Origin of the sequence: Bradyrhizobium sp. LTSPM299 (assembly GCF_000938235.1) — a bacterium.
Classification (GTDB): domain Bacteria; phylum Pseudomonadota; class Alphaproteobacteria; order Rhizobiales; family Xanthobacteraceae; genus Bradyrhizobium.
In genome coordinates, this window is sequence record NZ_JYMU01000049.1 from 541322 (window position 1) to 559020 (window position 17699).

Sequence of the window (17699 nt, forward strand, 5' to 3'; positions counted from 1 at the left end):
CGTCAGGCTAATTGCTGACCGTTTCGGACGTTCGGCCCGGGCGGCGGTCAGCTCTCGGAAAAGTAACTCTGAAGCGTGCGGACCTCAAGGTCCCCGTCCCGGTAGGCGCGGATCCCCTGCGCGGCCGCCACCGCGCCTGAAAGAGTGGTGTAATATGGCACTTTATGCAAGAGGGCAGCCCGCCGCAGCGAACGGCTGTCGGCCAGCGCCTGCGGGCCCTCGGTGGTATTGAAGACCAGTTGGACGTCGCCATTGGTGATGGCGTCGACGATGTGCGGACGGCCCTCCAGGACCTTGTTCACCTTCTCGGTCGGCACGCCGTGATCGGTCAGGAAACGCTGGGTCCCTGACGTTGCCATCACCTTGAAGCCGAGCCCGTGCAACAGCCGCACGGCATCGGCGATGCGGTCCTTGTCGCTCTCACGCACCGAGACGAACACCGTGCCCTGGCGCGGCACGCGCGTGCCGCCGCCGAGCTGGCTCTTCGCGAATGCGACTTCGAACGAGCGGTCGATGCCCATCACTTCGCCGGTCGAACGCATCTCCGGTCCGAGCACGGTGTCGACGCCGGGGAAGCGTGCGAACGGGAATACCGATTCCTTGACGCCGACATGGTTGAGCTTTTTCTTCTTCAGCTTGAAATCGGCGAGCTTCTCGCCGGCCATGATCCGCGCCGCGATCTTGGCGACCGGCGTGCCGACCACCTTGGCGACGAACGGCACCGTGCGCGACGCGCGCGGATTGACTTCGAGCACGTAGATCTCGCCGTCCTTGATGGCGTATTGCACGTTCATCAGGCCGACCACGTCGAGGCCGAGCGCGAGCTCGCGGGTCTGCCGCTCCAGCTCCTCGATCATCTTGGCATCGAGCGAGTGCGGCGGCAGCGAGCAGGCCGAGTCGCCGGAATGGATGCCGGCTTCCTCGATGTGCTCCATGATGCCGACGATGAAGGTGTCCTTGCCGTCGCAGAGGCAGTCGACGTCGATTTCAGTGGCGTCGGACAGATAGCGGTCGAACAGCAGCGGGTTCTTGCCGAGCACGGTGTTGATCTGCCCGGTCTTGTCGTTGGGATAACGCGCCCTGACGTCGGCGGGCACCAGCTCGGGCAGCGTCCCGAGCAGATAGTCGTTGAGCTGGTTCTCCTCGCGGATGATCTGCATCGCGCGACCGCCGAGCACATAGGACGGGCGTACCACCAGCGGCAAATCGAGATCGGCCGCCACCAGGCGCGCCTGCTCGACCGAATAGGCGATGCCGTTCTTCGGCTGCTTGAGGCGGAGCTTGTCGAGGACGCGCTTGAAGCGGTCGCGGTCTTCGGCGAGGTCGATGGCGTCGGGCGAGGTACCGAGGATCGGCACTTCGGCGGCCTCCAGCAAGCGCGCCAGCTTCAGCGGGGTCTGGCCGCCGAACTGCACGATCACGCCATGCAGCGTGCCGTTCTTGCGCTCGGTGGAGATGATCTCCAGCACGTCCTCACCTGTGAGCGGCTCGAAGTAGAGGCGGTCGGCGGTGTCGTAATCGGTCGACACCGTCTCCGGATTGCAGTTGACCATGATGGTCTCGTAGCCGGCGTCGGCCAGCGCGAAGCAAGCATGGCAGCAGCAATAGTCGAACTCGATGCCCTGGCCGATGCGGTTCGGTCCGCCGCCGAGGATGATCACCTTCTTGCGGTCCGACGGCTGGCTCTCGTCGGCGAGTTCGCCTGCGAACGGCCGCTCATAGGTCGAGTACATGTAGGCGGTGGGTGAGGCGAATTCCGCGGCGCAGGTGTCGATGCGCTTGAACACCGGACGCACATCCAGCGCGTGCCGCTTCGCGGTGACGTCGGCCTCGGTGGTCTGTGCGAGCACGGCGAGGCGCGCGTCGGAAAAGCCCATCGCCTTCAGCGTCCGCATCGCGAACGCGTTCGGCGGCAGGCCGTTGTTGCGGACCTTGTCCTCCATCTCGACGATGACGCGCAGCTCAGCGAGGAACCAGGGATCGATCTTGCAGGAGTTGAAGATCTCCTCGTTCGACCAGCCGAGCCGCATGGCCTGCGCGACCTGCAGCAGGCGGTTCGGCGTCGGCGTGCCGAGCGCGGCGCGGATCGCGTTCTTGTCGTCGCCGCGGCCGAGGCCATCGATCTCGATCTCGTCAAGGCCGGTGAGGCCGGTCTCCAGCCCGCGCAGCGCCTTCTGCAGGCTTTCCTGGAAGGTGCGGCCGATCGCCATCACCTCGCCGACTGACTTCATCGATGTCGTCAGCGTGTGGGAGGCGCCGGGGAATTTCTCGAACGCAAAACGGGGTATCTTGGTGACGACGTAATCGATGGTCGGCTCGAACGAGGCCGGTGTGGCGCCGCCGGTGATGTCGTTGGCGATCTCGTCCAGCGTGTAGCCGACCGCAAGCTTCGCGGCGACCTTGGCGATCGGGAAGCCGGTGGCCTTCGAGGCCAGCGCGGAGGAGCGCGACACGCGGGGATTCATCTCGATGACGACCATCCGACCATCGTCCGGATTGACGCCGAACTGCACGTTGGAGCCGCCGGTTTCGACACCGATCTCGCGCAGCACTGCCAGCGAGGCATCGCGCATGATCTGGTACTCTTTATCGGTCAGCGTCAGCGCCGGCGCCACCGTGATGGAATCGCCGGTGTGCACGCCCATCGGATCGAGATTCTCGATCGAGCAGACGATGATGCAATTGTCCTTCTTGTCGCGCACCACCTCCATCTCGTACTCTTTCCAGCCGAGCACGGATTCTTCGATCAACACTTCGTTGGTCGGCGACGCGTCGAGGCCGCGTTCGATGATGTCGAGGAATTCTTCCTTGTTGTAGGCGATGCCGCCGCCGGTGCCGCCCATCGTGAAGGAGGGGCGGATGATCGCGGGCAGCCCGATCTCCGACAGCGCCATCAACGCCTGGCCCAGTGCATACTCCTGGTAGCGCTTGCGGCGATCGCTCTCGCCCAGCGTCCACTGCCGCTCCAGTTCCTCCAGCGCCGCGCCGGACGCCTTCTCGCGCTCGGCGTGGTACTTGTCGCGAAAGGATTTCTTCAGGGCCGACGCGTTGGCGAGCCGCGACTTTGGCGTCTCCAGCCCGATCTTGGTCATGGCCTCGCGGAACAGCTGCCGATCTTCGGCCTTGTCGATGGCGTCGGCGGTGGCGCCGATCATCTCGACATCGAACTTTTCGAGCGTGCCCTGGCGGCGCAGGCTCAGCGCGCAGTTCAGCGCGGTCTGGCCGCCCATGGTCGGCAGCAGCGCGAAGCCGCCCGGAATGACGTGGCGTTCCTTCTCGATGATCTTGGCGACGATTTCAGGCGTAATCGGCTCGATATAGGTCGCGTCCGCCAGCTCCGGGTCGGTCATGATCGTCGCCGGGTTGGAATTGACCAGGACGATCCGATAGCCCTCTTCCCTCAGCGTCTTCACCGCCTGGGTGCCCGAATAGTCGAACTCGCAGGCCTGGCCGATCACGATGGGACCGGCGCCGATGATCAGGATGGTGGAGATGTCGGTTCTTTTGGGCATCAGCTCTCGCGGACTGGAATTTGGGCACAAAAAAAGGGCGCGCGTCCCGCGCGTCCCTCGTGCCCTGCGCTACAGCTTGTAGCGCCGGAAGCGCGATCCCTCGCGCGCGGGTGGTCTTTAGACCAGTTTCCGCACCCGCGTAACCCCCAAAAAGGCCCAATCAACCGGCAATTTTGAGTGGTTTTAGCTGCGTCTGCCGTCCGCGAACCAGGAGCACCGCGAGCGCGGCGGCGACGCTGAGGCCGCCCGCCCAGCCAAGGTCGCTGGGGCCCAGGAACGACAGCACCACGGCGCCTGTGATCCCGCCGATCGCGAAGCCGAGATACATCGCAGAGGCATTTAACGACAGCGCGATCGTCGCGACATCAGGCTCGATCCGCACGATGCTCGCGATCTGTGCGGTGTAGAAGGCCCAGCCTGAAAGACCCTGGCAGAAGAGCAGGGCGAGGACGATCGGCCGAGCCAGTTCCGGCGGCGCGAACTTCAGTGCGGCCGATTGCAGGGTCAGGGCCAGGATCATTCCGATCAGCCCGAGGGTCGCGGTCGGAATCGGTCCGATGCGATCGGCGAGCGAGCCGCCGAGCAAATTGCCGATCGCGGCCGCCGAACCGAAAACCAGCAATGCCAGGCTGATCTCGGTGGGACCGAAACCAAGCTCGCGCAAGGGCACCGAGAGATAGGTGAACATGGTGAACCCGCCAACGGCCCAGAGAATTGTGATGGCAAGTGCCTGCAGCACGGCACCGCGCCGGGCGACGGCGATCCGCTGGCGGATCGTCGCGGTCGTGCGCGGCAGCCCACGGGGCAGGCCGAACAGCAGGCCGAGCAGCGCCACCGCGCCGAGGCCGGCGACCATGACGAATGTGGCGCGCCAGCCGAGATGATTGCCGACGAGGGTCCCGAACGGGACGCCGAGGACGGTTGCGACCGTCAGTCCGGAGGTCACAAGCGCAATCGCGCGACCACGTCGCTCGGGGGTCGCGACCGCGACGGACACCGCCAGCGCAGTGGGCATGCACAGCCCGGCGCCAACGGCCATCAGCATGCGCGACGCCAGCAGCAGCACGAACGTCGTCGCCATCGCGGCCAGCAGATTGGCGGCGATGAAGACGGTGAGCGCAAGCGCCAGCAATGTCCGACGGTCGAGATTGTTGAAGGCGACGGCGAGGATCGGCGAACCGACCGCATAGGTGAGGGCGTAGACCGTCACCAATTGGCCGGCGGCCGCCGCGGAGACCTGCAGATCGGCTGCGATGACAGGCAAAAGCCCTGCAATGACAAAGGCCTCTGTTCCAATCGCAAATGCCGCCACGGCCAGCCAGAGCACGCTCATGATCACCCCTTTGTTCAATGTTTGTTGAACAATTGACTTTGTTCCGACCTTTGTCAATTAGTTCAACAAATATTGAACATTGTGCCGAGTACCTCGAATCGGTAAGGGTGAACCATGGCGAGACCCCTGCGACATCCGACCCGCGACCAGATGGAATTGCCGGTCGTGCTGGATTGCCTGAGCGATCCGATCCGGCTGGCGATCGTCTACCATTTGGCCCAACACGAACGTGACGGGACCGAGTTGTGCTGCGGCGATTTCAATGAGCTCGGCGGCAAGTCGAATCTGGCTTATCACTTCGCCAAGCTGCGCGACTCCGGGTTGATGCAAACGCGCATCGTCGGCACCAACCGGCTGATGAAGCTGCGCCGCGAAGACATGGACGCGCGCTTTCCCGGTCTGATCGATGCGGTGATCAAATCCGCCGCGCGCGATGCCGGACGATTGCAGCTCCTGCCGGAATGCGAAATAGCGGACGCGGATTGACGCGGCGAGGGATTGAACGGGGAGGCTTGCCTTAGCCCGGCTTCGCCCTTCGGGCTACGCCGCGGCAGCCTTCGCTACGATGCGGCTTGCCGAGCCGAAGCTGCGATAGCAGCGAAGGCTGGAGGCCCGGCCTGGATTTGAACCAGGATAAAGAGCAATGCACTGCTCCCGCGTCGACGCTTCCGCCACCGGGCCGAGTGGATCATTGCTGATTATTTCCGCGCCAGCTACGTTTACCTCTTATTAACCTTAACGCTTCGTTGCGCGCCTAATCAGTGCTGCGCCACGAACGTCATTCGCCACGGATTGTGCCCGATGTTGTGCGGGGCGCGCGTGGCGCTAAAGCCGGCGGCGCCGAGCTTTGCGATCATCTCGTCCTCGCCATAGCGCTGCAGGCCGACCTTGTTGCGCAAGTGCCGGTAGTCGGACAGCGCGGTCGAGACCAGCCCGATCAGCGCGTCGCGCAGGAAGCCGTGGGTCGCGGCGAAGCGCAGCAGCGCCAGCACGTCGCTGATCATCCCGACCTCGGGGCGCAGGATGTCGCCGAGCACGAAGCGGCCCGTGGGCCTCAGCAGGCGGTGGATCACGTCGAAGGCGGAGTCCAGTTCCGCCGATGTCATGTATTGCGCGACCGAGTTCATCACGACGAGATCGACTGAGTTCTCGGCCATTGTCCTGAGATCGTCGAGCGAGCGCACGCGGATTTTTGTGTTGGGGGCAAAGCGCGCGACCAGCCGGCCGCGCACGCCGGGCGCGGGCTCGGCCAGATAGAGCTTTGCGCAGGCCTCCGCGACCTTCACTGCTGAGAGCGCCTCGCCGCAGGCATAGTCCAGCACCACGGCGTCGGGCGAGGCGATGTAGCCGATGATGTCGCGCGCGATGACCTCAAAATGCAGGTCGCGGTGCAGCTTGCTCGCATAAATCGTATGCGTGGAATCGTAATAGTCGATCCAGTCATCCATCTCGGGGCAATTCCGGCAAGAAGCAGGGTTCCTGATACAGGAACAGGCAGGGGGCTGATGCGTTAGCGGTCCGGCGGCGAATGTTCAATGCGCCGAATGTCCGGTTCCTAACAGGAAGGTCCATCGTGAGCAAAGCCAAGACTGACGACAAGACTGATAAAATCTCTGCCGATCTCGACACGCCGAGCGACCTGCCGCAGGCTGCGGTGAACAAGATCTCGGCCTCGCTCAACACGCTTCTGGCGGATGCCTTCGCGCTCTACCTGAAGACCAAGAATTTCCACTGGCACGTCAGCGGCCGGCATTTCCACGACTACCATCTGATGCTGGACCAGCAGTCGGACGCGATCTTCGCCACCACCGACCAGCTCGCCGAGCGGGTGCGCAAGCTCGGCGGCGCGACGCTGAAGTCGATCGGCCAGATCGCCAAGCATCAGACCATCCAGGACAATAACGAGGACTATGTGCCGCCCGGCGAGATGCTGCGCGAGTTGATGGAAGACAACAAGCAGATGGCAGCCGCGATGCGCAAGGCGCACAAGCTCGCCGACGATCACGAGGATTCCGGCACTGCCGGCCTGCTCGAGACCTTCATCGACGAGACCGAGCGCCGCACCTGGTTCCTGTTCGAAGCAAGCCGCCAGGAAGGCAGCAACGCGGCCTAGATGTCACCCTCTCCCCTTGTGGGAGAGGGTGGATTCGATGCGGTAGCATCGAAGCCGGGTGAGGGGTTCTCTCCGCGGATACAGACCCCTCATCCGTCGCGGATTGCATCCGCGCCACCTTCTCCCACAAAGGGGAGAAGGGAAGAGCTACCGCCTCCACAGCCGCACCAGCGGCCCATCCTTGCCCATCACCGGATCGGTCGCAGGAATCGCCACCAACGGAATCGTCTTCAGCGCCTTGGCATGACTTTCCAGGGTCGGCCGCTGCAGATCCATCGGCGGTCCCGGCGGATAGGCGCCGACCACGGAGAAGTCGGGGCTGGCCGAGAGGCATTGATGGCCCGTGCCGGCGGGTAGGATCGCGACGTCGCCGGCTGAAATCTCGAGCTCACGGCCGCGATCGCCGCCGAAGCGCACACGGGCGTGTCCCCGCGCAATGCCGAGCACTTCGTGAACGCTCGTATGATAATGCAGGAAATCGTAGACGCCGTTTCGCCACATCGCGCCCCAACCGTTGGCGCCGAACAATCCTTCAATCGTCGCTTCGGGATGGCCACGATCGAGCGCAACCGCGCCCTTGTAAACCAGGAACGGCATCGGGTTGTTCGGCACGAGGCCGTCATCTTCGAAGACGATCGGCACCGGCTCAATTTTTTCGCTGACGACGGACATGAGAGTCTCCTCATGAAAGACGAAGTGTGGATCAAACCAGCCGCACCCACCAGCGTTCCGTCCCGCTAAATCCGGAACTTCAGCACTTCTTCCTTGAACCTGAGCCCGTGTCCCGGCCGCTCCGGCGCCGTGATCATGCCGTTACTGATCTCGGGCGGATCGACCCAGAGATCGTCGATCAATGCCATGTTCTCGCACCAGATGCCGTTCGGGATCGAAGCCAGCAGATGAACGTTCAGCTCGGGAAACAGATGCGGCGCGATAGTGATACCGAAGGTGTCGGCAAGCGCCGCGATCTTGCGCAGATCCGTCATGCCGCCGCGCATCGGGTCGGGCTGCAGGATCGGCAGGCAGGGATTGAGGAAGAACGGCCGCAGATCGTACCGCGTGAAATGGGTCTCGCCGCCGACGATTCGCATGTCCAGCGCGGCGGCGATGCGCTGATAGCCGGCGAAATCATCGGCCGGCACCGGCTCCTCCAGCCAGTAGATATCGTACTTCTCGAACTTGCGTCCCATCTCGATCGCGACATCGGCGCTCCAGCCCATATTGACGTCGATCATGATGTCGATGTCGGGCCCGAGCGCCTCGCGCATGCGGCGCACATTGTCGAGGTCTTGCGCGGGCGTGCGGACATGCGCGACCTGCATCTTGATCGCCTTGTAGCCCTGCTTCACGAAATGCAGGGCCTTCTCGATCATCCCATCGCCGCCGGCGCCGCGGAAACAGCCGGAGCCATAGATCGGGATTTGCGAGCGATAATGTCCCCACAGCCGGTGCAGCGGCAGGCCGGCGCGCTTGCCGACCGCATCCCACAGTGCGATGTCGAGCGCCGACATCGCCATCGCGGCGATGCCGCCGCGGCCATAGGTCATCGTCGCCGTCCACAGATCGTGCCAAATCGCCTCGATCGCCGTGGCGTCCTTGCCCTTGACGCGCGGGATGACGCACTCGTCGAGACAGGCTGCGATCGACTTCATCCCCGGGCGGAATATGAACAGATAGCCCATGCCGGTGATGCCGCCCGCGGTCTCGACCTCGCAAATGAGAATGTCGCGCGTCGCCCCCAGGGCTGCGCCTTTCAGCCAGAGATCATCAGCCCAAGGCAGCCGCAGCATCGTCACGCGGATGTCGCGGATGGTCATGTCGGGGCTGGTCATCGGGCGTTTCCCTTCGCTGGCCGGACCGCGTTGGCCTGATCTCGGACCGGGAAAGTCAATCACATAACACGGGCCTTGATCCAGCGCGCGCCGTCATGGCTCCAATGCGCGCAGACTTGATTGTGTTGCGTAGGGTGGGCAAAGCGTAAGCGTGCCCACCATCACGAGCACACCGCAGATGGTGGGCACGTCGCTGCGCTCCTTTGCCCACCCTACGATCTGTCTGCTTGCCTTCACGCGTTTTTGGGAATCTCGAACACCAGGCAGGTCGTGGTCGCATGCGCGATCAGCTTGCCCTTGTCGTCGGTGATGCGGGCTTCCGCGGTCGCGGCGCGGCGACCGGCGTTGAGCACGCGGCCCTCGGTGCGGATGGTGCCGGTGTCCTTGCTCATGCCGCGGATGAAGGAGATCTTGAATTCCAGCGTGGTGTAGCCGCTTCCCGCCGGCAGCATGGTCTGCACCGCGAGCCCCATCGCGGAATCCAACAGGATCGCGGCGTAGCCGCCATGTACCGAGCCGATCGGATTGTAGTGGCGCAAGCCGGGCACGCTGTGGATCACCACGAGGCCCGGCTCAGCCGTGCAGTCGAACGGCTCGACGTTCTCCATGATCGGCGGCTCGGGCAGCGCGCGGGCGAAGATTCCGCGCACGAAATCGAGCCCCGACATCGACGCCATCACCTCGATCGACGTCACGCCGTATTCGAGGTGCGGGGTGGGGCTCTCGGTCATTGGGAAAGATCTCCGTCATTGCGAGCCAACGGGTCGGCGCGAAGCGCCGCCCGATGACAGGCTCCGCGAAGCAATCCATTCCTCCGCGGGTAAGGTGGATTGCTTCGTCGCATGCGCTCCTCGCAATGACGGCTGCTGCCTACGCGGCGCTCTTCTTCTGCCGCATCAAATCGGCGAAGCGCTGGAACAGGTAATGCGAGTCGCGCGGGCCGGGTGAGGCCTCGGGGTGGTATTGCACCGAGAATACCGGTCTGCCCTCGAGCGCGATGCCGCAATTGGAGCCGTCGAACAGCGAGATATGGGTCTGCGTCGCGCCCTTCGGCAGCGTGGTCTGGTCGACGGCGAAGCCATGGTTCATCGAGGTGATCTCGACCTTGCCGGTGGTCTCGTCCTTGACCGGATGGTTGGCGCCGTGGTGGCCCTGATGCATCTTCATGGTCTTGGCGCCGACGGCCAGCCCCAGCATCTGGTGACCGAGGCAGATGCCGAAGGTCGGCGTGCCTGAGTTGATCACCTGCTGGATCACGGGCACGGCATATTTGCCGGTCGCCGCCGGATCGCCGGGGCCGTTCGACAGGAACACGCCGTCCGGCTTCATCGCCAGGATGTCCTCGGCCGAGGTCGTCGCCGGCACCACGGTCACCTTGCAGCCGACGCCGGCAAGCAGGCGCAGGATGTTGCGCTTGATGCCATAATCGACCGCGACCACGTTGAACTCAGGCGCGCTCTGGCGGCCAAAGCCCTGCTGCCAGACCCACGGCGTCTCGTCCCAGGTGAAGCGCTGGGCGGACGTGACCATCGGCACCAGATCCATGCCCTCGAGGCCCGGCCATTCGCGCGCCTCTTCCTTCAGCCCGTGCAAATCGAACTCGCCGTTCTTCGCGTGTGCGATCACGGCGTTCGGCATGCCCTTGGAGCGGATCAGCGCCGTCAGCGCGCGGGTGTCGATGCCGGAGAGGCCGATGATGCCGCGCGTCTTCAGCCACTGGTCCAGGTGGCGCGTGGCGCGGTAATTCGAGGGGTCCGTGATTGCCGTGCGCAGGATCACGCCGCGCGCGCCCGGCGTCGCGGCCAGGTTCACCGTCTCGATATCTTCGTCGTTGGTGCCGACATTGCCGATATGCGGGAAGGTGAAGGTGATGATCTGCCCGGCATAGGAGGGATCGGTGAGGATCTCCTCATAGCCGGTCATTGCGGTGTTGAAGCAGACCTCGCCAACGGCTTGGCCCTCCGCGCCGAGGCCGAAGCCTTCCAGCACGGTGCCATCGGCGAGCACAAGGAGCGCGGTCGGTTTGTGGTCCGGCCAGGCGGGAGCGTTTACGGGGGTTGTCATGAGCCCTTTAAATAGTCGCCGCACCCTGCGGCGTCAAAGCGAAAGGGCGTCGATTCACACCGCATTGCCGGTCGATTTGACAGGCCCGAACGGCCTTTTAATCTAAAGTTCCCCTCGGCGGCCGTTTGCTTGCCGAAAATGACCCGGTTCGGAGCCTTCGCATGGACAATTCGATGCCGATCCTGCTCGTCCCGGGCCTCGTCTCGTCGCCCCGGATTTTTGCCCCCGTGATCCCGGCGCTGTGGCCGTTCGGACCGGTTACGGTCGCCAACCACATCCGCGACGACAATATGGGCGCAATCGCCCGCCGGATCCTCGCCGAGGCGCCGCCCCGCTTCGCGCTCGCCGGGCACTCGATGGGCGGCTACATCGCCTTCGAGATCATGCGCCAGTCGCCGGAGCGGGTCGCAAAACTGGCGCTGATCAACACCCAGGCGCGCCCGGATACGCCGGAGGCCAGCACGCGCCGCCGCGGCATGATCGAGCGCGCCAGGGGTGGCGATTATCGCGGTGTGCTCGACGAGCTCTTTCCCGGCTTCGTGCATCCCTCGCGACAGGCGGATGCAAGCTTGCGCCAGCTGGTTTACGACATGGGCGCGGATGTCGGCGCGGAGGCCTTTATCCGCCAGCAGACGGCGGTGATGAGCCGGCCGGACTCGCGGCCGACGCTGGCCTGGATCCGATGTCCGACGCTGGTGCTGACGGGCGATGAGGACAACACCATTCCGAACGCGCTGTCGTCGGAGATGGCCAGCGGCATCCCCGCCGCAAAGCTTGTGATCCTGCCGAATTGCGGACATTTGCCGCAGCCCGAGCAGCCCGAAGCCTGCGCGGATGCGCTGGTCGACTGGCTCCGAAACTAGGTTGTTCTGCTATTGCGAACATCCTACATGAGGGGATTACTCGGTTTAAGGACATCACAATGCTGCGCGACGACATCAACAATGCGGTCAAGGATGCGATGAGGGCAAAGCAGGAGCGCAAGCTCTCCACGCTGCGCATGGTCAATTCGACCATCAAGAACGCCGATATCGACGCGCGCGGGCAGGGTAAGCCGCCACTCTCCGATGCCGATTTGCTCGGCGTGCTGCAGAAGATGATCAAGCAGCGCCAGGAATCGGTCGAGCTGTACGACAAGGGCGGCCGCGCTGAGCTCGCCGCGCAGGAGCGCGAAGAGATCGCCGTGATCTCCGCCTACCTACCGAAGCAGATGTCCGACGACGAGGTGAAAGCCGCGATCGCTTCTGCCGTCACCGAAACTGGCGCTGCCGGCATGAAGGACATGGGCAAGGTCATCGGCGTGCTGCGCGCGAAATACGCCGGGCAAATGGATTTCGGCAAGGCCAGCGGCCTGGTCAAGGCGGCACTCGCAGGATAGCGGCGGAGGCCTTTCGGTGTTTCGTGTCACCGCGGACAGTCTGGAAGCCTATCTCGCCTTCGATCCCGCTCGCTCAGCGGAGCTCGAACAGCTGCACACCCTGATGCGCAAGGCCGCCCCCGGCCTCAAGCGGCATTTCCATGCCGGGACGCCGGCGGGCGAGGCCGGCATGCGCATGACCATGATTGGCTACGGTCAGTTTCGCTACGCGATCAAGTCCGGCAAGTCGACGCCGTGGCCGGTGATCGGGGTGGCGCTGCAGAAGAACTACATCAGCGTCTATGTCGCTGTCACCCGAGGCGGCAAGCCGCTCGTCTCGTGCTATGCCGGCAAGCTCGGTGAGTTGCGATCGGGCGGCAACAATTTCAGTTTCGTCGCGTTCGACGACCTGAAAGCCCCGGCCGTGACGGCGTTGTTTACCGAGGCTGCTGACATCTTCAAGGCGGACAAGGAAAATCCGGTCCGCTACATGCAGGGTGACTGAACTCGATCCGCCAAGGAGTACGCGCTGATCTACAGCTCCAGCAGATCGTGGCCGACGACGAGATTTCCTGAAAAGAACGGCCGCACCGCGTCGAACCAGACTTCGTCCTTGAGGAAGGGATAGCCGCCGGGGACGAAGTGCGACAGCACCAGCGTCTTGACCCCTGCCTCGGTGGCGATGCGGCCGACCTGCTCGGTCGTGGTGTGGCTCGCCAGCAGATGTTCGCGCAACGTTGTGGCGTTCGGCTCGGTCGCGATCAATTGCTCGAGTGAGGGCAGGTGCATGACTTCGTGGACCAGAACGTCGGCGCCCTGCGCCAGCTTGACGAGGTTTGGCGATGGCCTGGTGTCGCCCGAGATCACGATCGAGCGGTCGGGGCAATCAAAGCGATAGGCGAACGCGGGCGCGACCGGTGGATGCTCGACCGGCGCCGCCGTGACCTTGACGTTGTCGTCCTGCATGACGAGGCCATCGGCGCTGATCTCATGCGGAACGATCAAATCTTTCAGCGGCGGGCGCCCCTCATCGGCCATGCGGGTGCGGATGTCGTAGTCATTCAGGGCGAGAAATTGCTTGGTCATCTCCGCCAGTGGCGGCGGCCCGTAGCTATCGACGCGCTTGGCGAGATCGGTCGCCCAAGCCAGCAGCAACAGATTGCCGTAGTCGGCGTTGTGATCGGAATGGTGATGGGTCAGGAACACGCTGCGGATCGACGCCAGCTTGAGCTTTGCCAGGATCATCTGGCGGGCGACGCCGTTACCGCAGTCGATCACATAGGACGTGTTGTTGACGACGATGACCTGCGCGGGCGCCGCGCGATGGGGCTTCGGCGTCGGCCCGCCGGCGGTGCCCAGCAAAATCAGGCGCGATTTCGGCTTTGCGGCCTCATCGGCGGCCCACACCGGTAACGGAGCGGCCACAGCCAGCATTGCCCCGGCGCGAAGGATGTTGCGGCGCGTCATTTGCGGCATGAAATCATCCCCCATCATGGCTTGTCTTGTCTCCCTGCAATCGTGCAGGGACTTGTGTCGTATGACGTGCCTTGGGATAGCTGAACGTGAGGTGATCGCAAAGCGCCTCTCGAAAAATCTTTGGTTCGGGTAAGGTCGAATTCCTGATGTCCAACCGCGCTGGCAACCATGCTGACTGAAGCTGCAACCTACGACGAACTCACCCGCAACTTCCGCTGGGATGTCCCCGAGCACTTCAATATCGCAACCGCCTGCTGCGACCGTTACGCCGACGGCACCGGCCGCTTGGCGCTGGTTTATGTCGACGAGGACGGCGGCGCCACGCGCACCACGTTCGACGAGGTCGCGGACGCCTCGCGCCGCTTCGCCAACGTGCTTGAGGCCGACGGGCTGGTCCGCGGCGACCGCGTCGCGGTGTTTCTGTCCCAGTCGCTCGAACTGCCGGTCGCGCATCTCGCCGCGTTCCGCTCGGCGCTGATCTCGATCCCGCTGTTCGCGCTGTTCGGCGAGGATGCGCTCGAATTCCGCCTGTCGAACTCGGAAGCCAAGGCCATCATCACCGATGAGGCCGGCTGGGATAAGATCGCGAAAATCCGCGATCGCTTGCCTGCGCCGAAGGCCGTCTACATCGTCGGCGAACGTACGCCGGCGGGTACAAAGTCGTTCTGGGGTGCGATCAAATCGGCCTCGCCGGACTTCGTCACCGTCGACACATCGGCCGACGATCCCGGCCTGATCATCTACACTTCGGGCACCACAGGAAATCCCAAGGGCGCGCTGCATGCGCACCGCGTCGTGCTCGGCCATCTGCCCAATGTCGAGATGTGCCACAATTTCCTGCCGCGTCCCGGCGATTTGATGTGGACGCCGGCGGACTGGGCCTGGATCGGCGGCCTGATCAACGGCCTGTTCGCGTTCTGGTATCACGGCATCCCGCTGGTCGGTCACCGCGCGCGCAAATTCGAGCCGCAGGCGGCGATGCAGATGATGGCGGACCTTTCCATCCGCAACGTGTTCCTGCCGCCGACCGCGCTGAAGCTGATGCGGCAGGCTGATGTCACCAACCCGGGCGTCAAGCTGCGCAGCATCTTCACCGGCGGCGAGTCGCTCGGCGGCGAGTTGCTGGGGTGGGTGCGTGACACCTTCGGCATCGACGCCCATGAGGTGTTCGGCCAGACCGAATGCAATCTCGTGATCGGCAGCAATTCAAACTTGTTTCCGATCCGGCCCGGCTCGATGGGCCGCGCCACGCCGGGCTTCGACGTTCGTATCGTCAACGACAAAGGCGAGGAACTGCCGCGGGGACAGCGCGGCATCATCGGCGTGCGCCAGCCGTGTCCCTGCACCATGCTTGAATACTGGCGCAATCCGGAGGCGACCGCAAAAAAATACGCCGGCGAATTCCTGCTGACCGGCGATCTCGGCGTGCAGGATGCGGACGGCTATTTCTGGTACGTCAGCCGCGAGGACGACGTCATCACGACGGCCGGCTATCGCGTCGGCCCGTCCGAGATCGAACACACGCTGATGAAGCATCCGGCGGTCGCGATGTCAGCCGTTGTCGGCATTCCCGATCCTATCAGGACCGAATCGATCAAAGCCTGGATCGTGCTGCGCCCCGGCTACGCACCTGATGACGCGCTGGCGCGCGAGATCCAGGAATTCGTCAAGGTGCAACTCGCCGCCCATGAATATCCGCGCTTTGTGCAGTTCACGGATAGCCTGCCGATGACGGCGACGGGCAAGGTGCTGCGGCGGGAACTGCGGGCGCTGGGGTAAGGCACCCTTCGTCTTCGTTCGTTTCTCAACTCCGGACAGACGGCAATTTGTCGAGCAGCTCTCGCTGCAGGAACTGGCCGACGCTACGGCACATAATTTCACTCGTCGTCGAGTTGTCACCAGAATACCAGCCGTAGGCAGTCAGCATCGGCGGAAACGCCGGCGGCCGGTTGAGCGCGGTATAGGTCGCCGCGACAAGCCGTGTACCGTCGGGATCGACCGCGTAAATCTCCACGGGAGGTGACGTAATGTCCAAGGCGACTCTGTCCTGAAAGAATGTAGGCCGGCGCGGGAAGCGAATGAGAATATATTCGCTCGGGGCGTTGTCGGCGGGTCTGCCCGTCCCGACCGGTGAATTGGCGGTAGCTCGCGTGAACCGCAGATACGGGCTCTTGCTCTGCCCATGAGTCAGGACGTCGCCAAAATCAAAGGCGTCGGATAGCACGCGTCCCCGTGCGCAATTCATCAACGACCAGTCCTCGCCTTCGATGACGACACCACTGATATTTGCAGGCAACGCGACCTTGGGAATGGCGGCCACGACGGCTCTTTCCTCCGCCTTGGCTCGGAGAACCGTCGAGAGCGACATTGCCCAAAGACCGAACGGAATAAGTGCGGCCACCAGGGCCGCGGCTGCGATCGCGTCTCGCCGGGCGATAAGGCGCATGACGGTTGTAACGAGCGCCGTGTAAAGAAGGAAGGTGGGAACAAAGGCTGGCAACAGCCACGCCGCGAGGCTGATCAGTACCATCAAAAAGCTCATCTGGACGCTGGTTTGCAGCGACCACAGCAGGACGGCGAGGGCGATCACCGCTCCCACCAGTGCCGCACGCCGTGGCCGCCAGAGGCTGGGCGCCGCCGGTGAAGGGACCGCAGTGCTTGCGGCGGTCATCGGCGCGGCGCCATGCGACCGCCAGATGCGGTACGTTGCCATAACCAGAAACAGCGGCATGACGAAGCGCGCGTATTGTTCGAACCAGATCGTTGGGAGCATGAGGAAGGGAAATTTGATGAGCGCAGCGAGCGGGAGCACGCCCGTGCGAAGCAGGGCAGCCATCGACAAGATTGTCGCCAGCACCAGCAGCGCTTTGTCGAGGAGGCGGTTATCGCCGTCGCGGAGCGAATCGCGTGAGGGGAATCCGAGCAGCGCGATCACGGATGTGGCAAACAAGGCATAGACGGGTGGATGGAGCGACATGATACCCGTCGAGAACGGATATGCCCAACCCGCTCCAGCATACTGAAGGAAACCCTGATCGCCTGCGAGCATGAGCGGCGGAAACGCCCCCAGCCACGGATGTAATCCAGCGTCGCGTGCCCTGCGGACGCAGGCACTCAGCACCATTGCAATAGCGGCGATAAAGAGGAGGGGCCGGGTGACCGTAGGAACGATAAGCCCGACCGCACCGCAAGTATCGAGCGCGCAATGCGACGCCGTTACGATCGCTTTCGTCACAAACGGGAAGAAAAGGATCGTCCCGATCAGAAATGCGATCGCGATGATCGATCGCAAGGCATAGGCGGCTCGATTGAGCGTGCCTTTCCATTTGAACATCGAACCACCTTGCCAATGCGCTACGCGCGAGCGCCTTTCTCCTAGCATCCGAAGGTGGTAAACTCCTTATCGATTTTGGCCGGTATCGATCTCATCGTTTAAGGGCGGATTAACTGAAGCAACTCCGGCATTCCGTCCCGGCTACGGCGTCGCGATCCCCAGTTCCTTCAGCGCGGCCAGCATGCGCGCCGGGGGCTGCATCGGGATCACCATGGCTTGGCCGGTTTCCAAGAGGCTCTTCAGGCTGGAGAGGATCGCCGGCCAGCCGGTGCGGCCGCCGGACAGGATGTCGTCGCTGATCGGACGGTCATGCGACTGCAACAGTGTCAGTTTCACGCCATTGCCGGCCGGCTCGATCTCGTAAGTCACGAGCGTCGGCCCGAGCTTTTCGACCAGCGCCGGCCAGTTGACGTTGAAGGTGACGGTGAGCCGCCTCAAGGGATCGCATTCGATCACCTCGCCGGAGATGTGCAGCCCGCCGTCGGGCCGGCGCACGATGTAAGCGCCGCCGACCTTCAGGTCGACCTCAACCGCATGGCCGGAAAAGTATTGCCGGCTGAACTCGGCATCGGTCAGCGCTTGCCACACCTTCTCAGGCGTCGAGGCGATGTAGATCGTGTAGACGATCGCCGGCCTGAACGTCTCGATATTCATGTTCGCACGCACCCTTCGATAGAT

At 63.7% G+C, this 17699-nt stretch carries 16 protein-coding genes and 1 tRNA gene; 6 read left to right on the top strand and 11 right to left on the bottom strand.

Annotated features, from left to right (window positions below; translation table 11 throughout):
* Positions 1-47 precede the first annotated feature (47 nt).
* Positions 48-3512 (bottom strand): carbamoyl-phosphate synthase large subunit, encoded by a 3465-nt coding sequence (gene carB, locus UP10_RS25810; RefSeq protein ID WP_044589980.1) that lies wholly within the window; start codon positions 3510-3512, stop codon positions 48-50.
* A 160-nt stretch (positions 3513-3672) separates the two neighbouring features.
* Positions 3673-4845, bottom strand: coding sequence for an MFS transporter (locus tag UP10_RS25815; protein WP_044589981.1), 1173 nt, complete (start codon positions 4843-4845; stop codon positions 3673-3675).
* Positions 4846-4959: 114 nt separating this feature from the next.
* On the opposite strand from UP10_RS25815, the gene UP10_RS25820 reads away from it, so the two are divergent.
* A complete protein-coding gene (locus UP10_RS25820; protein WP_044589982.1) occupies positions 4960-5331 on the top strand; it encodes an ArsR/SmtB family transcription factor in 372 nt (123 codons plus the stop codon).
* A gap of 119 nt (positions 5332-5450) precedes the next feature.
* On the opposite strand, the gene UP10_RS44545 is transcribed toward UP10_RS25820, so the two are convergent.
* Both UP10_RS44545 and UP10_RS25825 read right to left on the bottom strand, forming a co-directional pair.
* Positions 5451-5526 (bottom strand) — tRNA-Ala (locus tag UP10_RS44545).
* A 77-nt stretch (positions 5527-5603) separates the two neighbouring features.
* A complete protein-coding gene (locus tag UP10_RS25825) occupies positions 5604-6293 on the bottom strand; it encodes a class I SAM-dependent methyltransferase (protein ID WP_044589983.1) in 690 nt (229 codons plus the stop codon).
* Between the two features lie 125 nt (positions 6294-6418).
* On the opposite strand from UP10_RS25825, the gene UP10_RS25830 reads away from it, so the two are divergent.
* Positions 6419-6958, top strand: a complete 540-nt coding sequence (locus tag UP10_RS25830) for a Dps family protein (protein WP_044589984.1) — start codon at positions 6419-6421, stop codon at positions 6956-6958.
* A gap of 147 nt (positions 6959-7105) precedes the next feature.
* Here the strand turns inward: UP10_RS25830 and UP10_RS25835 are convergent, their stop codons facing one another.
* From UP10_RS25835 to carA, 4 genes are all read right to left on the bottom strand, one after another.
* On the bottom strand, positions 7106-7630 hold the full coding sequence (locus UP10_RS25835; protein ID WP_044589985.1) for a cupin domain-containing protein: 525 nt from the start codon (positions 7628-7630) through the stop codon (positions 7106-7108).
* 65 nt (positions 7631-7695) lie between these two features.
* Positions 7696-8790: a mandelate racemase/muconate lactonizing enzyme family protein gene (locus tag UP10_RS25840; protein WP_050043802.1), complete on the bottom strand. Its 1095-nt coding sequence runs from the start codon at positions 8788-8790 to the stop codon at positions 7696-7698.
* 233 nt (positions 8791-9023) lie between these two features.
* On the bottom strand, positions 9024-9521 hold the full coding sequence (locus UP10_RS25845) for a PaaI family thioesterase (protein WP_044589986.1): 498 nt from the start codon (positions 9519-9521) through the stop codon (positions 9024-9026).
* 139 nt (positions 9522-9660) lie between these two features.
* Complete coding sequence (gene carA / locus UP10_RS25850) at positions 9661-10854, bottom strand: glutamine-hydrolyzing carbamoyl-phosphate synthase small subunit (protein WP_044589987.1); 1194 nt, start codon at positions 10852-10854, stop codon at positions 9661-9663.
* A gap of 161 nt (positions 10855-11015) precedes the next feature.
* Between carA and UP10_RS25855 the strand changes: the two genes are divergently transcribed.
* From UP10_RS25855 to UP10_RS42185, 3 genes are read left to right on the top strand one after another with little or no spacing between them, the layout of a single operon-like run.
* Positions 11016-11717, top strand: a complete 702-nt coding sequence (locus UP10_RS25855; protein ID WP_044589988.1) for an alpha/beta fold hydrolase — start codon at positions 11016-11018, stop codon at positions 11715-11717.
* Between the two features lie 59 nt (positions 11718-11776).
* Positions 11777-12232: a GatB/YqeY domain-containing protein gene (locus UP10_RS25860; protein ID WP_044589989.1), complete on the top strand. Its 456-nt coding sequence runs from the start codon at positions 11777-11779 to the stop codon at positions 12230-12232.
* 16 nt (positions 12233-12248) lie between these two features.
* Positions 12249-12716 carry a DUF1801 domain-containing protein gene (locus UP10_RS42185; RefSeq protein ID WP_050043803.1) on the top strand — a complete coding sequence of 156 codons (468 nt, stop codon included), beginning with the start codon at positions 12249-12251 and terminating at the stop codon, positions 12714-12716.
* A gap of 29 nt (positions 12717-12745) precedes the next feature.
* On the opposite strand, the gene UP10_RS25870 is transcribed toward UP10_RS42185, so the two are convergent.
* Entirely contained in the window at positions 12746-13687 is a 942-nt protein-coding gene (locus UP10_RS25870; RefSeq protein WP_156180244.1) for an MBL fold metallo-hydrolase, read from the bottom strand.
* 168 nt (positions 13688-13855) lie between these two features.
* Between UP10_RS25870 and UP10_RS25875 the strand changes: the two genes are divergently transcribed.
* Positions 13856-15466: an acyl-CoA synthetase gene (locus tag UP10_RS25875; RefSeq protein WP_044589991.1), complete on the top strand. Its 1611-nt coding sequence runs from the start codon at positions 13856-13858 to the stop codon at positions 15464-15466.
* A gap of 25 nt (positions 15467-15491) precedes the next feature.
* On the opposite strand, the gene UP10_RS25880 is transcribed toward UP10_RS25875, so the two are convergent.
* Together UP10_RS25880 and UP10_RS25885 are read right to left on the bottom strand one after the other, a co-directional pair.
* Entirely contained in the window at positions 15492-17021 is a 1530-nt protein-coding gene (locus tag UP10_RS25880) for a hypothetical protein (RefSeq protein WP_044589992.1), read from the bottom strand.
* 141 nt (positions 17022-17162) lie between these two features.
* Positions 17163-17675, bottom strand: coding sequence for an SRPBCC family protein (locus UP10_RS25885; RefSeq protein WP_044590132.1), 513 nt, complete (start codon positions 17673-17675; stop codon positions 17163-17165).
* Positions 17676-17699 lie beyond the last annotated feature (24 nt).

Coding starts and splice junctions, on each gene's coding strand:
- carB (WP_044589980.1), bottom strand. CDS start 3,512: ATGCCCAAAAGAACCGACATCTCCACCATCCTGATCATCGGCGCCGGT.
- UP10_RS25815 (WP_044589981.1), bottom strand. CDS start 4,845: ATGAGCGTGCTCTGGCTGGCCGTGGCGGCATTTGCGATTGGAACAGAG.
- UP10_RS25820 (WP_044589982.1), top strand. CDS start 4,960: ATGGCGAGACCCCTGCGACATCCGACCCGCGACCAGATGGAATTGCCG.
- UP10_RS25825 (WP_044589983.1), bottom strand. CDS start 6,293: ATGGATGACTGGATCGACTATTACGATTCCACGCATACGATTTATGCG.
- UP10_RS25835 (WP_044589985.1), bottom strand. CDS start 7,630: ATGTCCGTCGTCAGCGAAAAAATTGAGCCGGTGCCGATCGTCTTCGAA.
- UP10_RS25840 (WP_050043802.1), bottom strand. CDS start 8,790: ATGACCAGCCCCGACATGACCATCCGCGACATCCGCGTGACGATGCTG.
- UP10_RS25845 (WP_044589986.1), bottom strand. CDS start 9,521: ATGACCGAGAGCCCCACCCCGCACCTCGAATACGGCGTGACGTCGATC.
- carA (WP_044589987.1), bottom strand. CDS start 10,854: ATGACAACCCCCGTAAACGCTCCCGCCTGGCCGGACCACAAACCGACC.
- UP10_RS25855 (WP_044589988.1), top strand. CDS start 11,016: ATGGACAATTCGATGCCGATCCTGCTCGTCCCGGGCCTCGTCTCGTCG.
- UP10_RS25860 (WP_044589989.1), top strand. CDS start 11,777: ATGCTGCGCGACGACATCAACAATGCGGTCAAGGATGCGATGAGGGCA.
- UP10_RS25870 (WP_156180244.1), bottom strand. CDS start 13,687: ATGCCGCAAATGACGCGCCGCAACATCCTTCGCGCCGGGGCAATGCTG.
- UP10_RS25875 (WP_044589991.1), top strand. CDS start 13,856: ATGCTGACTGAAGCTGCAACCTACGACGAACTCACCCGCAACTTCCGC.
- UP10_RS25880 (WP_044589992.1), bottom strand. CDS start 17,021: ATGTTCAAATGGAAAGGCACGCTCAATCGAGCCGCCTATGCCTTGCGA.
- UP10_RS25885 (WP_044590132.1), bottom strand. CDS start 17,675: ATGAATATCGAGACGTTCAGGCCGGCGATCGTCTACACGATCTACATC.